Annotated in this window: 14 protein-coding genes; 7 read left to right on the top strand and 7 right to left on the bottom strand. The window is 69.5% G+C overall.

Features of this window, described 5'->3' with window-relative positions; genetic code table 11:
- The first annotated feature begins 11 nt into the window (after window positions 1-11).
- The gene (locus tag B4K29_RS14785) at window positions 12-2,429 is read left to right on the top strand and encodes a RelA/SpoT family protein (RefSeq protein ID WP_376783736.1); all 2,418 of its coding nucleotides are present in this window, start codon (window positions 12-14) and stop codon (window positions 2,427-2,429) included.
- A gap of 9 nt (window positions 2,430-2,438) precedes the next feature.
- Window positions 2,439-3,149, top strand: coding sequence for a GNAT family N-acetyltransferase (locus tag B4K29_RS14780; RefSeq protein WP_286967944.1), 711 nt, complete (start codon window positions 2,439-2,441; stop codon window positions 3,147-3,149).
- A gap of 14 nt (window positions 3,150-3,163) precedes the next feature.
- On the opposite strand, the gene B4K29_RS14775 is transcribed toward B4K29_RS14780, so the two are convergent.
- The 3 genes from B4K29_RS14775 to B4K29_RS14765 are packed head-to-tail and all read right to left on the bottom strand — an operon-like array spanning window position 3,164 to window position 5,036.
- Window positions 3,164-3,904: a hypothetical protein gene (locus B4K29_RS14775; RefSeq protein WP_286967943.1), complete on the bottom strand. Its 741-nt coding sequence runs from the start codon at window positions 3,902-3,904 to the stop codon at window positions 3,164-3,166.
- The gene (locus B4K29_RS14770; protein ID WP_286959561.1) at window positions 3,901-4,842 is read right to left on the bottom strand and encodes an ABC transporter ATP-binding protein; all 942 of its coding nucleotides are present in this window, start codon (window positions 4,840-4,842) and stop codon (window positions 3,901-3,903) included. The genes B4K29_RS14775 and B4K29_RS14770 overlap by 4 nt, the downstream gene beginning before the upstream one ends.
- Complete coding sequence (locus B4K29_RS14765) at window positions 4,839-5,036, bottom strand: PLDc N-terminal domain-containing protein (protein ID WP_286967941.1); 198 nt, start codon at window positions 5,034-5,036, stop codon at window positions 4,839-4,841. The genes B4K29_RS14770 and B4K29_RS14765 overlap by 4 nt, the downstream gene beginning before the upstream one ends.
- Before the next feature lie 151 nt (window positions 5,037-5,187).
- Between B4K29_RS14765 and B4K29_RS14760 the strand changes: the two genes are divergently transcribed.
- The 3 genes from B4K29_RS14760 (at window position 5,188) to B4K29_RS14750 (ending at window position 9,084) form a co-directional block, all read left to right on the top strand.
- Complete coding sequence (locus B4K29_RS14760; RefSeq protein ID WP_084412956.1) at window positions 5,188-6,318, top strand: tyrosine-type recombinase/integrase; 1,131 nt, start codon at window positions 5,188-5,190, stop codon at window positions 6,316-6,318.
- Window positions 6,319-6,503: 185 nt separating this feature from the next.
- Window positions 6,504-8,519, top strand: a complete 2,016-nt coding sequence (locus B4K29_RS14755; RefSeq protein ID WP_286967938.1) for a tyrosine-type recombinase/integrase — start codon at window positions 6,504-6,506, stop codon at window positions 8,517-8,519.
- Window positions 8,509-9,084: a DUF6262 family protein gene (locus B4K29_RS14750; protein ID WP_029212548.1), complete on the top strand. Its 576-nt coding sequence runs from the start codon at window positions 8,509-8,511 to the stop codon at window positions 9,082-9,084. Before B4K29_RS14755 ends, B4K29_RS14750 begins: the two co-directional genes overlap by 11 nt.
- Before the next feature lie 32 nt (window positions 9,085-9,116).
- On the opposite strand, the gene B4K29_RS14745 is transcribed toward B4K29_RS14750, so the two are convergent.
- From B4K29_RS14745 to B4K29_RS14730, 4 genes are read right to left on the bottom strand one after another with little or no spacing between them, the layout of a single operon-like run.
- Window positions 9,117-9,866 carry a cytochrome c biogenesis CcdA family protein gene (locus tag B4K29_RS14745; protein WP_286967937.1) on the bottom strand — a complete coding sequence of 250 codons (750 nt, stop codon included), beginning with the start codon at window positions 9,864-9,866 and terminating at the stop codon, window positions 9,117-9,119.
- Window positions 9,867-9,868: 2 nt separating this feature from the next.
- Window positions 9,869-10,465 (bottom strand): TlpA family protein disulfide reductase, encoded by a 597-nt coding sequence (locus B4K29_RS14740; protein WP_029212546.1) that lies wholly within the window; start codon window positions 10,463-10,465, stop codon window positions 9,869-9,871.
- Window positions 10,466-10,498: 33 nt separating this feature from the next.
- A complete protein-coding gene (locus tag B4K29_RS14735; protein WP_029212545.1) occupies window positions 10,499-11,170 on the bottom strand; it encodes a cation diffusion facilitator family transporter in 672 nt (223 codons plus the stop codon).
- Window positions 11,167-11,523, bottom strand: coding sequence for an ArsR/SmtB family transcription factor (locus tag B4K29_RS14730; protein WP_029212544.1), 357 nt, complete (start codon window positions 11,521-11,523; stop codon window positions 11,167-11,169). Before B4K29_RS14730 ends, B4K29_RS14735 begins: the two co-directional genes overlap by 4 nt.
- A 101-nt stretch (window positions 11,524-11,624) precedes the next feature.
- Between B4K29_RS14730 and B4K29_RS14725 the strand changes: the two genes are divergently transcribed.
- Both B4K29_RS14725 and B4K29_RS14720 read left to right on the top strand, forming a co-directional pair.
- A complete protein-coding gene (locus B4K29_RS14725; RefSeq protein WP_051274187.1) occupies window positions 11,625-12,050 on the top strand; it encodes an ArsR/SmtB family transcription factor in 426 nt (141 codons plus the stop codon).
- On the top strand, window positions 12,047-12,946 hold the full coding sequence (locus B4K29_RS14720) for a cation diffusion facilitator family transporter (RefSeq protein WP_029212542.1): 900 nt from the start codon (window positions 12,047-12,049) through the stop codon (window positions 12,944-12,946). The genes B4K29_RS14725 and B4K29_RS14720 overlap by 4 nt, the downstream gene beginning before the upstream one ends.
- The last annotated feature ends 115 nt before the right edge of the window (window positions 12,947-13,061 follow it).

Here is a 13,061-nt window from a genome sequence, read left to right as displayed (position 1 = left end):
AGGATGGCGGGATGACGGACCAGGACGCGCGGAGCCGGTCGGACCTGCCGGTGTCTCGCCCCGACGCCGAGGCCACGGCCCTGCGCACCGAGCCGGACCCCAACGTCTCGGAGCTGGGTCCCTCACCTGCGGGAGCGGCGGCCAGCGCCGCGGTGTCCGAGCCCACCGTGCCGCTGCCGAGCTCGGCACGGATGCGGGCGCGGTTCGCGCGCTTCGGCGGGCGGACGTCCGCCAACCCGGTCCTCGAGCCGATCCTGCGCTCTCTCAAGCTGACCCACCCCAAGGCCGACACCAGCGTCATCGAGCGCGCCTACGTCGTGGCCGAGCGCTGCCACCGGGGACAGCTCCGCAAGAGCGGCGACCCCTACATCACCCACCCCCTCGCCGTCTCCACGATCCTCGCGGACCTCGGCATGCCGCCCTCGACCATCGCGGCCTCGCTGCTGCACGACACCGTCGAGGACACCGACTACTCCCTCGACGAGCTGCGCCGCGAGTTCGGCGACGAGATCGCGCGCCTCGTGGACGGGGTCACCAAGCTCGACAAGGTCCACTACGGCGACGCCGCCCAGGCGGAGACCGTCCGCAAGATGGTGGTCGCGATGGCCCGCGACATACGGGTCCTCGTGATCAAGCTGGCCGACCGGCTGCACAACGCACGGACCTGGCGCTATGTCTCGGCGAGCTCCGCCCAGCGCAAGGCGCGCGAGACCCTCGAGATCTATGCCCCCCTCGCGCACCGGCTGGGCATGAACACCATCAAGTGGGAGCTCGAGGACCTGTCCTTCGCGACGCTCTACCCCAAGGTCTACGACGAGATCGAGAACCTCGTCGCGGGTCGCGCCCCCGCCCGCGAGGAGTACCTCGCCGGGGTGCGCGAGCTGGTGCTGCACGACCTGGCGCAGGCGCGGATCAAGGCGACGGTGACCGGTCGCCCCAAGCACTACTACTCCGTCTACCAGAAGATGATCGTGCGGGGGAAGGAGTTCGACGAGATCTTCGACCTCGTCGGGGTCCGGGTGCTCGTGGAGTCGGTCCGCGACTGCTACGCCGCGCTGGGCGCGATGCACGCGCGCTGGACGCCGGTGCCGGGGCGGTTCAAGGACTACATCGCGACGCCGAAGTTCAACATGTACCAGTCGCTGCACACGACGGTCATCGGCCCGGGCGGGAACCCCGTCGAGATCCAGATCCGCACGCACACCATGCACCGGCGGGCGGAGTACGGCGTCGCCGCGCACTGGAAGTACAAGGAGGACGGCCCCGGCACCGCGGCCCCCACCGACGACGGCCAGACCGACATGTCCTGGCTGCGCTCCCTGGTCGACTGGCAGCAGGAGACCAGCGACCCGGGGGAGTTCCTGGACTCGCTGCGCTTCGAGATCAACACGCAGGAGGTCTTCGTCTTCACCCCCAAGGGCGAGGTCATCGGCCTGCCCGCGGGGGCCACGCCCGTGGACTTCGCGTATGCCGTGCACACCGAGGTCGGTCACCACTGCATCGGCGGCCGGGTCAACGGTCGCCTCGTCCCGCTCGAGTCGCGGCTGGAGAACGGCGACGTCGTCGAGGTCCTGACGTCCAAGGCGCCGGACGCCGGCCCGAGCCACGACTGGCTCAACTTCGTCAAGAGCGCTCGGGCGCGCAACAAGATCCGCGCGTGGTTCTCCAAGGAGCGTCGCGAGGAGGCCATCGAGTCCGGCAAGGACGCGATCGCCAAGCAGATGCGCAAGCAGGGTCTGCCCGTCCAGCGCCTCACCTCGGCCGAGTCGCTGACCGCCCTGGCGCGCGAGCTGCACTACCAGGACATCAGCGGGCTATATGCCGCGGTCGGTGGCGGCACGATCTCGGCGCAGCACGTCGTGTCCAAGATGCTCGCGCAGGCCGGCGGCGAGGAGGGGCTGACCGAGGACGCCGCCGAGACGGTGTCCCCGTCCCGCCGGACCCGCCGCGTGCGCGCGACCGACCCGGGCGTCGTCGTGGTCGGCACGGACGACGTGTGGGTCAAGCTGGCCAAGTGCTGCACCCCGGTGCCCGGCGACGACATCATCGGCTTCGTCACGCGCGGGCACGGCGTCTCGGTGCACCTGCGGGACTGCACCAACGCCGCCGAGCTGCTGTCCGAGCCGGAGCGGCTCATCGACGTGCAGTGGGCGCCCACGGCCTCGTCGGTCTTCCTCGTGCAGATCCAGGTGGACGGCCTCGACCGGTCCCGCCTGCTCTCGGACGTCACCCGCGTCATCGCCGACCTGCACGTCAACCTCATGTCGTCCAGCTCGTCGACCACGACCAACCGGGTGGCGACCTTCCGGTTCACCTTCGAGATGGGCGACCCCGCGCACCTCGACCACGTCATGCGGGCTATCCGCAAGGTCGACGGCGTCTTTGACGTCAGCCGGGTCGGCGGGGCCCGCAAGATCGAGCAGCAGTGAGGAAAGTCCGTGCGTAGCAACGAGTTCGGCCAGCCCATCGGTGACGACGTGTGGGGCTGGCACCCGCGCGTCCTGCCCCGCGACGTGCGCCTCGAGGGCCACGAGGTGACCCTGGTGGACCTCACCCTGGACCACGTGCCCAGCATGTTCGAGCTGACCTGCGGCGAGGGCAACGAGCCGCTGTGGACCTACATGTCCGCCGGTCCGTTCCGCACGAGCACCGAGCTCGGCGTCTACGTCCAGAAGCAGATGCGCAACCCCACGACCGTCCCTCTCGCCATCATCGGCAACGAGACCGGCCGCGTGGTCGGGACCGCGTCGTACTGGAACGTCAGCCCGGTCAACGGGTCGATCGAGATCGGCTCGATCGTCTACTCGCCCGAGATGCAGCACCACCGCGGCGGCACCGAGTCGATCTACCTCATGGCGCGGCACGCGATCGACGAGCTCGGCTACCGCCGCCTCGAGTGGAAGTGCGACGACCTCAACGAGTCCTCCCGCCGGGCCGCCGTGCGCTACGGTTTCACCTACGAGGGCACCTTCCGGCACGCCGTCGTCTACAAGGGCCGCAACCGCGACACCGCGTGGTACGCCATGACGGACGCCGAGTGGCGGCGGCTGCGGCCGGCATACGAGCAGTGGTTGTCCGAGGACAACTTCGACGCCGACGGCCGGCAGCGGTCCCGCCTGTCCGAGCTGACGACCGCCGCCCTGGCCTGACCCCGGCCCGCGGGTCAGTGCCGGGGGAGCGGCTTGTCCCGGGCGGCGAGCAGCGCTGCGGCCACGAGCGCCACCGCCAGCGCGACGGCGACCAGGACGGGACGCCAGGGCAGGGCGTCGAGCAGGCCTGTGGGGGCCGGCGTGGGCATCCAGGGGCGCAGCGTCGGCACCGCCCCGAGCAGCGGCACCAGGACCATGAACGTCCCTGCCACGCAGGCGAACCCGGCCAGCACGCTGCGGCTCAGCACCGCCGCCAGGAGGGCTCCCGCGCAGGCGAGCGTGAGGAAGGCCGCCCCCGCGGCCCAGCACCGGGCCAGGGTGGCCGGGCCGATCGGGTCGATGAGCACGACGGTCTCGCATGCCGCCGCGCCGAGCCCCAGCGTGAACGCCGCCACCGCCGCGGCCCAGGCCGTGACGAGGCGCGGGACCAGCTGGGACACGAGGCTGGATCGCGTGCGGTAGTAGACGGCCAGGGAGTAGCTGGCGTCGACCGCGCAGGCCGCGACCGTGATGCCGACCGCCACGAGCATCCCGAGACCGCCCGCCTGCCCGAGGTAGGCGGTCAGGGCCTGCTCGACGCTCGGCGGCGGCAGCTGGATCCCGGCGCCGCCGCCGGCGCCCAGCCGCTCGACGATCTGCGGGCCGTAGCGCACGAAGACGGGTTGGGCAAGGCCGAGGAAGGTGAAGACCAGGAGCAGCGCCGCAAGCCGCGGCGTGCGCACCAGCCTCAGCCACTCGACCCGCCAGGCGCTCATCGGGCCCCTCCGGCGTGACGGTCGTCGAGACCCGGATCGAGATCCGGGTCCAGGTCCGCGAGGAGGGAGACGAAGGCGCCGTCCAGGTCGCTCGCCTGCATGACGCTCGACACGATCGGCACCCCTGACGCGGCCAGCGCCTGGGGCAGGGCGAGCAGCCCGGTGTCCACGTCGGCGTAGGTCACCGCGACGCCCACGGTGCCGTCGGGTGCGACGGCGGTGACGCCCGGTGAGCCGGCCAGGGCCTGGCGGAGTCGCTCGGCCGCCGCCGTCGACGTGGTGCGCACGCGCCAGGCGGGCCGCAGCCGTGACCCGAGCAGGTCCACCAGCGTCCCCTGCCACCGCAGCCGCCCCTCGTGCAGGATCGCGACCGTGTCGGCCACCTGCTCCACGGCGGCCAGGGAGTGGCTCGAGACCAGGACCGTCCGGTCGCGGCCGAGGTCGCGGACCAGGTCCAGGACGTCGGCCTGCCCGAACGGGTCGAGGGCCGAGGTCGGTTCGTCGAGGACGAGGATGGCGGCCCCGGTGGCGATGGTGGCGGCCAGGCCGAGGCGCTGCGTCATACCGCGGGAGAAGGCACCGACGCGACGGCCGGCCGCGCTCCCGAGACCGCACCGGTCGAGGACCTCGCGGTCCTGGGCCGGACCACCGGGGCCTCGGGCCAGGCTGCGGGACTGGGCGACGACCTCGGTTGCGGTGAGCCAGGGTTCGTGCTCGGGGGTGTCGGGGCAGTAGGCGATCCGGCCGCTGGTCGTGATGGTCCCGGTGCTGGCCCGCGCGAGGCCGGTGAGCAGGCTGAACAACGTCGTCTTGCCGGCGCCGTTGGGGCCGATCAGGGCGTGGACGCCGCCCTCGGGGACGCGCAGGTCGACGTCGTGCAGCCCGACGCCGCCGCCGAAGTCGATGCCGAGACGCTCGGTGCGGACGGCGAGGCTCATGAGCGCGGCTCCCGGCCGAGGAGCAGGTAGGCGACGACGCCGGCGGGGAAGGACGCGAGGCAGAGCAGGGCCCAGGCCCAGCGCGGCAGGCGTCGCGTGCGCCGGCTGCGGGCGATGTCGACCAGGCACCACGCGACGAGCCCGAGGGCGAGCGCCGCGAGGGGTGCGAGGGCGAGGAGGGTGCGGGTGTCCATGGGGACCTCCATCAGGGTGTGCGGGAGCTGCGCGTGGCGGCTTTATCCGCACACCAGACAACCCCCGAGCGACGGTTGCTGGCCTCCGACATGCTTGTTGTGACTCGTCGATATCCCGCACTGTCGTGGCACGGAGCCCTACCGTCGTGGTGTGCCGTTCCGTGTCGAGCGAGCTGGATCACGAGAGTCTGTTGATCGGTCGTGGTTGGTCATCGACTCGGAGTCGTTGCGGCCCCATTCGGCAGCGCTGCAGTTTGTGTTGTTCCTACGGGGCCGGAGCCGCTCTCCCAACACGGTGCGGGCCTACTGTCGGGCGGTTGCCGCGTATCTCAACTGGTGCGAGCGGACGGGGCATGACTGGGCGTCGACGAGCCTGCCGGACCTGGCGCGCTTCAAGACTTTCCTGGAGTCTCTGCCGACACCGTCTGGTGGCCCGCGATCCGGCCGGACAGTCGACCTGACCTTGACGGGTCTGTGCGAGTTCCTGCGGTTCGCGGCCGCCAGCGGGATGGCTTCACCCTCGGTGGCAGCGACGCTCAGCGAGCGTCGGTTCCTTCGGTATGTGCCGACAGCGTTCAACGTCGGTGAGCGCGGTCAGTTCCGGACCGTTCGCGGTCGCATCCTGAAGAGCCGAAGTGCCAAACTGCCGCCGGCGACACTGACCGGGGAGCAGCAGGAGCACCTGCTTCGTGGATGCGCTTCGGCGCGCGATCGCTTCGCGGTCCAGCTCATGCGCCACACGGGGCTCAGGATCGGGGAGTTGCTCGGGATGCGGTCTGAGCACCTGCACTTCTTGCCTGACTCCATGTCCTTGGGTTGCCGGGTCCCGGGCGCGCATGTTCATGTCCCGTCGTCGTCGTCGTCGACGGCGTCGTTGAATGAGGCGCGGAGCAAGACGGGTTCGAGGGTGGTCCCGGTGACTTCCGTTGTCACGGAAGCCTTTCGTGACTATCGGGCTGAGCGCTTCGAGGTCCTGGGTGAGCGGGATGCCAGTGATGCGGTAATGGTCAATCTGTTCGGTCCTCACACGGGGGCACCGATGGGGTACTCCAACCTGCGACAGATCCTGCGCCGGCGAGGGGACGCTGCCGGGTTCAGGGCCACAGCCCACATGTTCCGTCACACCGTGGCGACGGATTGGCTTGAGGCGGGGGTGCCCCCTGATGTCGTCCAGCACCTGCTGGGCCATGCAAGTGCGTCGTCGTTGGCGGTGTACTCGCATCCCAGCCAGGCCGCGATGAGGCGGGCCGTTGATCAGGCGCACCCGGTGGTTGACCGATGAGCCAGGGCCGTGGCGCCACTCGTGTCGGCATGGAGCCGGAGCAACCGTGGGCGGAATGGGTGGTTGTGCAGCTGGAGCCAGATTGGCGTCCGGGCGAATGGGATCCGACGACCAGGGTCCTCACGGGTGACCCGGATAACACCCTCACCCGCACGTATCGATGCAGCACTCGAGGGTGCGGAAACATGACGCCCAGCTACCCACCCAGGTGTCCCAGTTGTCGGAAAGCCAAGGATGTACGTGGGCTGACGGACGCCGAGTTCGACGCGATCTATGACCCCGCGACGCGCCGCAGCGATTCAGGCAAGGGAACATCCGCCAAGACGATCAGGCTTGGCGGCCTCCCCTCACCAATGTCGGATGAGGTGCTGTACGCCCTGCAGGACCGCGACCGACAGGGGTTGGCCCTCAACCTGTACGCCGTGAACCGCGGGTTGAACCGGATCACGGCGACCTCCCCCGACGCGGTTTCGCTCCTTGACCTGGACTTCGACGCGCTGGCCGACGGCACGTCAAAGGGCCAGGTCGTCAGCGTCCTGCGGGGCCTTATCGGACCGGTCAGGCGGCTGTGGGTGGCGTACTCCGGGGAGGATCCGACTCTGGGCGACGTGTGGGATCCATCGTTGGTTGGACTGCGTTCGGCGCCGGATCGGACGTACATCGCCCATTTCGGCGAGCTCGACTTCACGCCCATCAGGCTGGTCTGGCTCCGGGAGGTCGTGAAGTCCTGGGCGCGCGATGTCCGGCCCGATGTGGCCTCGATCAGGAGAACCATCCACGCCACGAGGGTCACCGCGGAGGTGCTGGCCGCGCAGGATCATCGCGGCAATCCCACGCAACTCTCCCTTGCCGATATGACCAAGGTCGTTGATGCCCTGCTGAGCCAACGGAAACCCACAGGTGAGCCCTACTCAATCACGCACCTTCAGGCTTTGGTGTACTGGCTGCGCCGCCTCATGGACTACGCCCGCGCTTCGGGCCTGATGGACGAGGTCCCGGACGCCTTCACCCTCAACGCGAGCACAATTCATTGGGCTCGACGGGCCGACCGGCGGCGTATCGACCACGAGGAGGTCGGTGAGGCGCTACCGCAGCACGTCATCAGCCAGCTGGATCGCCACCTCGCACGGTTGGGCACTGAATCGCAGTACGCCGGCGGAGGCTGGAGCCCGGACGACTACGCCGCCATGTACCAGACCGTGTACCAGGTGCAACGGGACACTGGCCGACGCAACAACGAGGTCGTGAGCCTGCCGCTGGACTGCCTCGTCTGGGACGAGGACCAGCCGATCCTGATTTACGACAACCACAAAGCGGGCCGACTCCGGCGACGGCTCCCGATCCACCGGGACACGGCCGCGGTGATTGAACAGTGGTTGCGGCGGCGCGCGTCCCTGCCCATCCCAGCCGACTGCAGCACGTACCTCTTTCCCAGCCAAGGAGCACGAAACAGGCCACGCGCCGGGCATGTCAAGAAGCTGACCTACGGCAGGATCTTCCGCCGCTGGGTGGACAACCTGCCCCCGCTCCTTGTCGGCGGCCTCGACGAGCACGGTGCCGAGCGCACCCTTCCGAAGGTCCAGGTCCAGCCCTACGGGCTGCGGCACGCCTACGCGCAACGGCATGCCGACGCCGGAACCCCGGTCGATGTCCTGCGCGAGCTCATGGACCACGTCAGCGTCGAAACGACGATGGGCTATTACCAGGTCAGCCTTAAACGCAAGAAGGAAGCCGTTCGGCTGCTGGCTGGCACGGCCATCGACCGTGACGGCAACCCGGCCGCCTTCTCGCAGCCCTCGGCGTACGAGTTGGCCAGTGTCGCAGTGCCGTTCGGCAACTGCACCGAACCCAGCAACGTCAAAGCCGGTGGAAAGCACTGCCCCATCCGGTTCCAATGCGCAGGGTGCAGCTTCTACCGTCCGGACGCCTCCTTCCTGCCCGCGATCGAGGAACACCTCGTCGAGCTCTCCGCCGACCGGGAGCTGTCGGTCACCACCGGAGCGGCCCCATGGGTGACCGCCAACCTGACCGAACAGATCGACGCGTTCACCACGGTGAGGAACAAGCTGCGCGACCAGCTGGAGCAGCTCACACCGCAGGCACGCGAGGAGCTGGAGCTGGCCAGCCAGGCGCTGCGCAAGGCCAGGGCTGTCGCGTTCATCCCGATCGAGCACCTGAAAGGGCGCACCGATGGATCGTGACGCCAGGACTCGTCGCCTGCTCGAAGCCAGACGACTCAACGCGGCGAAGAAGCGGGCGCGAACCTTACGCCTGGTCAAGCAGATGGTCGCCAACGGTGACCGGGTGACGTTCGCGTCCGTGGCCAAACGAGCGGTCGTCTCGGACTGGTTCGTCCGCAACAGCCCCGACGTCCGGGGCGCGATCGAGGAGGCCACCACCCTCCAGCAGGCCACCGGTCTCCCCGACCGCCGCACCACCCGGCACACGCCTTCGACGGAAGGGCTGCGCGCCGACCTGCTGCTCGCCCGTGAGGAGATCCGCGACCTGCGCCGTGAGCGTGACCAGCTCCGCGCCCGGGTGCAGGACTCCTTGGCCGACCACCTCGGCGAGGGCTCCCGCCAAGAGCTGGTCGACCGGGTGACCGCCCTCGTAACCGAACGTGACCTCGGCTTGGCGGACAACCAGGCCCTGACCGCTCAGATCGGCACGCTCACCAGCGACCTGCGCGACGCCCGGGACGAGCTCGCGGCCGCCCGCAAGGCCAACGCGAGGATCCTGCACGAGGTGCCGCGACCCATCTCCTGACCCGCGACGGCTCACGGGCGTCGCCGAGGTCTTCAGATGGGAACGGTGAAGCCTGATACCAGGTCTGCTTGCAGCCAGCGCGTGAGGTCTTCCCACACGCCGGTCAGGAGCAGGAGTCCGACGATGATGAGCATCCCGCCGCCGAGGGCCTGGATCAGCCGGTGGCGGTCACGGACCCAACCGGACACACGCCCGAACCGTTCGATCCCTGCCGCTGCCAGGATGAACGGCAGACCCAAGCCGACAGCGTAGGCCGCAGCCAGGGTGACCGCGCGGCCAGTACTCGGGTTCGTGGTCGAGGCCGACAGGGTAAGGACGGCGGCTAGCGTCGGGTCGGTGCAGGGTGCCCAGCCGAGGCCGAAGACCGCACCGAGGACAGGGGCCCCGAGCAGCCCAGTGGGTGGCCGCCATCGGGGCCCGATCTGGCGTTGTGAGCCTGCCCGGGCGCCCACACCGAGGAAGACCAGACCCATGAGGATGACGAGCGCTCCACCGATGCGCATCAGGAGCACTCGGTGCTCGATGAGGGAGCGGCCGAGGGTGGCGATGAAGATCGACCCGAGGACGAACACGGCGGTGAAACCCAGGACGAACAGGACAGCCCCGGCGACCATTCGACCGCGTGAACGGTCCTGCAGGGCGGTGTCACTCAGCCCGATGACGTAGCCGAGGAAGCCTGGTACGAGAGGCAGCACACAGGGGGATGCGAACGAGACCAGCCCTGCCAGGGCGGCCACGAGGACGGCAAGCGGCAGGGCGCCGGAGGCAATGGTGTCGGTCACGGTCAGGAGCCCAGCACGTCGTCGATCAGGCCACGCAGCGTCGCCGCGGTGACGACGCCGCTGACACGAGCAGCGACTCGGCCCTCCCGGTCGAGGACGAGGGTCGAGGGTGGGCTCGTCGGGGCCTGCCGCCCGAACGCCAAGATGAGGACACCCGACTCATCCGACAGGCTCGGGTACGTCATCTTCTGCGTCGCCACGAACGCTGACCCACGCTGGGGGGACTCGCGGAAGTCGATGCCCATGAACTGGACGGGCTTCTTGGCGGTCTGGACCTCGTTCCACACTTTCTCCAGGTCGGGGATCTCGGTGATGCATGGTGGGCACCATGACCCCCACAGGTTGATGACGACGACGTCCTTGCCCCGGGCCGACGCACTCGACCATTGCTGCCCCTGCAAGGTCGTGCCCTCGAGGGTGATGGGCTTGAGCCGTTGGTCGGCGGGGATCTGTTCGATCGCACCGTTCCCGGCGATGTATCCCTTCTGGTCGCCTCGTTTGGCCTGCTCGGCGATGGAGTTGGGATCCGAGGAGCAGGCACCCAATGCAAGGACAGCCGCGGCGAAGGCGACGCCGGCGTGCGTCAGCGGGCGGGGCATGGCGCCCCTTCCCAAAGGGCGGGATCGAGCCGATCAGTCATCGTCGTCATCATCTTCGACGAGCTCGCCCTCCCAGGCCTCGCGTCCCTCGTGGATCGCGAAGGCGGCGATGACGAACCCTGCCACCGGGTCGAGCCAGGCCGCGCCGGTGAGCTCGAACAGTCCCAGCCCGAGCAGTGTCGACACGCTCAACAGGACACAGATGCGGGTCTCGGCGGCGTCGGCCAGTATCAGCTTGTCCCCGCCCAGTGCCTCACCGACCAGACGCTTGCGGCGCGCGAGCCACGGCATTACGATCAGCGAGGCGATGAGCAGCCCGATCCCGACCCGGGAGCTCTCGGGGGCTTCCCCGCCCAGGAGGCTGCGCACTCCCTCGATGATGACGTAGGCGGCGAGCACGAAGAACGTGACCGCCACCGCCTTCAGGGCCCGCCGCTCCTTGTCCTCGTCGGCCACGCCGTGACGAAGCCGAGCGGCCAACCGCAGGCCGACCAGGACCGAGGCGGCTGACTCGATCCCGCTGTCCAGGCCGAACCCCACCAACGACACCAGGCCGGCCATCAGCCCGACGGTCACGGCGACTACACCCTCGACCACGTTGTACGCCACCGTGAACTGCGCCAGTCGCAGACCCCGACGCGTCAGCTCCATCGTCTCCGGCTCGGACAGCGACACCTCAGCGGCACCTTCGCCGGGGACGCTCATGCGACACCCTCACTCTGCGCGGTCCCGAACGTCGGACACAGCGCCACCGACTCGCCGGTCAGCGCCAGCAGTTGCTCCGCAGCCGCGAACACGGCCAGCACCTCCTCGGCGTGGGAGAGCCGGTACACCGACGCCCGACCCACCGGGCGGCTCTCCACCAGGCCGCAGTCGCGCAGACACGCCAGATGCCCCGACACCGTCGACTGGGCCAACCCCAGCCGGCCCGTCAGATCCGCCACCCGGTACTCACCCTCGGCCAGCAGCTGCAGGATCGCCAGCCTCGTCGGATCGCCCAGACCCGCAAAAAGGCACGCGGCCACAGTTCTATCGGTCAAACCCGCTGTCATCGTCATGCGCCGATGTTACACACAGCGGCGGCGGGGGAAGTCCTCGGCGCAAAGCCCCACGCGCCCGGGGAGCGCAGGCCGAGGCGACTGTGGGCTAATATCTGAGCATGCGCTCAGTTGACAGTGTGATTGGTTTGGATGGTTGTTCGGTGCAGTGCGTGCACCCGGACAAGGTTCAGCTCGTGCTGGACGCCACCCTCCCGGCGGATGACCTTGCTCGGGCGGCGGCGATGTTCAAGCTGCTCGGGGACCCGACCCGGGCGCGGCTGCTGTTCGCTTTGCTCGAGGCGGGTGAGCTGTGCGTGTGCGACTTGGCTGCCTCGACGGGCACTCAGGAGGCGACGGTGTCGCAGTCGCTGCGGATGCTGCGTGCGTCCGGGGTGGTGACGGGTCGGCGCCAGGGGCGGCTGGTGTTCTACCGGCTGGCCGATGCGCATGTGCGGATGCTGCTGGACCTGACCCGGGAACACATCGCTCACGACGCCGGCACCGTCGCTGCAGCAGCGACGACTGTGGCGGAGGTGGCCCAGTGAGTGGCGGGCACAGCCACGGCAGCGCCAGTGGTGCGCACCGGTGGCGGCTCCAGCTGGCGTTCGTCCTGGTCGCCGGGTACTTCGTCGTCGAGCTCGGCGCCGGCCTGGTCTCGGGGTCGCTGGCGTTGCTCTCCGACGCGGGGCACATGGCCGCCGACGTCGTCGCCCTTGGTGCGGCGCTGGTCGCAACCCGGATCGCGACCCGCCCGGACAGCACCGGCCGACGCACGTTCGGGTCCTACCGGGCCGAGGTGTTCGCCTCCGGGCTGGCGGTGCTGCTCATGCTCGGGGTCTCGGCCTACATCGCGATCGAGGCCATCGGACGCATCGGCGACACGGCGGAGGTCGCCTCCGGGACGATGCTGATCGTCGGCGCGATCGGTCTGGTCATCAACGTCATCGCCCTGTTGCTGCTGCGCGGCGGTGCCAGTGACAGCCTCAACGTCAAGGGCGCCTACCTCGAGGTCGTCGCCGACACCCTCGGATCCGTGGGCGTCATCGTCGCCGGCGTCATGGTGAGCGTGACCGGGAACGCGTGGTGGGACACCGGAATCGCCCTGGCCATCGCCCTCTTCGTCGCCGTGCGCGCGGTCATGCTCGGCCGTGAGGTCCTGACCGTGCTGGGGCAGCACGCCCCCGCGGACATGGCACCCGATGACGTCGAGGCCGCCCTGTCGGCGGTCCCTGGTGTCAGCAACGTGCACGACCTGCACGTGTGGACCCTGACCTCCGGCATGAACGTGGCCACCGCCCACCTGATGACTGGTGAGGGCGCGGACGCGCACTCGGTCCTGGACAGCGCCCGCACGGTCATGCGCACCCAGTTCGGGGTCGAGCACGCCACCTTGCAGGTCGAACCCGACACCCACACCGGCTGCAAGGAGGTCACCTGGTGAGCACCTGGACCACCCTGACCACGCCCGAGCGTCGAGCGACGCTGGTGCGCCGCGCCCAGCTCCTTGAACCGCCCCGGGTTTGGTGGAGGGTCTTGACCTCTTCAGGGAGGCTGGA

It is taken from the genome of Arsenicicoccus sp. UBA6765, from assembly GCF_002453335.1.
Taxonomy (GTDB): Bacteria; Actinomycetota; Actinomycetes; order Actinomycetales; family Dermatophilaceae; genus Arsenicicoccus; species Arsenicicoccus bolidensis.
Note: the sequence above shows the minus strand (reverse complement) of the source record. Positions and strands in the feature narration are given on the sequence as shown.

Bases quoted from the DNA above. Each gene is read 5' to 3' on its own strand.
- B4K29_RS14785 (WP_376783736.1), top strand. From the start codon at position 12: ATGACGGACCAGGACGCGCGGAGCCGGTCGGACCTGCCGGTGTCTCGC.
- B4K29_RS14775 (WP_286967943.1), bottom strand. From the start codon at position 3,904: ATGAGCGCCTGGCGGGTCGAGTGGCTGAGGCTGGTGCGCACGCCGCGG.
- B4K29_RS14770 (WP_286959561.1), bottom strand. From the start codon at position 4,842: ATGAGCCTCGCCGTCCGCACCGAGCGTCTCGGCATCGACTTCGGCGGC.
- B4K29_RS14765 (WP_286967941.1), bottom strand. From the start codon at position 5,036: ATGGACACCCGCACCCTCCTCGCCCTCGCACCCCTCGCGGCGCTCGCC.
- B4K29_RS14755 (WP_286967938.1), top strand. From the start codon at position 6,504: ATGACGCCCAGCTACCCACCCAGGTGTCCCAGTTGTCGGAAAGCCAAG.
- B4K29_RS14750 (WP_029212548.1), top strand. From the start codon at position 8,509: ATGGATCGTGACGCCAGGACTCGTCGCCTGCTCGAAGCCAGACGACTC.
- B4K29_RS14740 (WP_029212546.1), bottom strand. From the start codon at position 10,465: ATGCCCCGCCCGCTGACGCACGCCGGCGTCGCCTTCGCCGCGGCTGTC.
- B4K29_RS14735 (WP_029212545.1), bottom strand. From the start codon at position 11,170: ATGAGCGTCCCCGGCGAAGGTGCCGCTGAGGTGTCGCTGTCCGAGCCG.
- B4K29_RS14730 (WP_029212544.1), bottom strand. From the start codon at position 11,523: ATGACGATGACAGCGGGTTTGACCGATAGAACTGTGGCCGCGTGCCTT.
- B4K29_RS14725 (WP_051274187.1), top strand. From the start codon at position 11,625: ATGCGCTCAGTTGACAGTGTGATTGGTTTGGATGGTTGTTCGGTGCAG.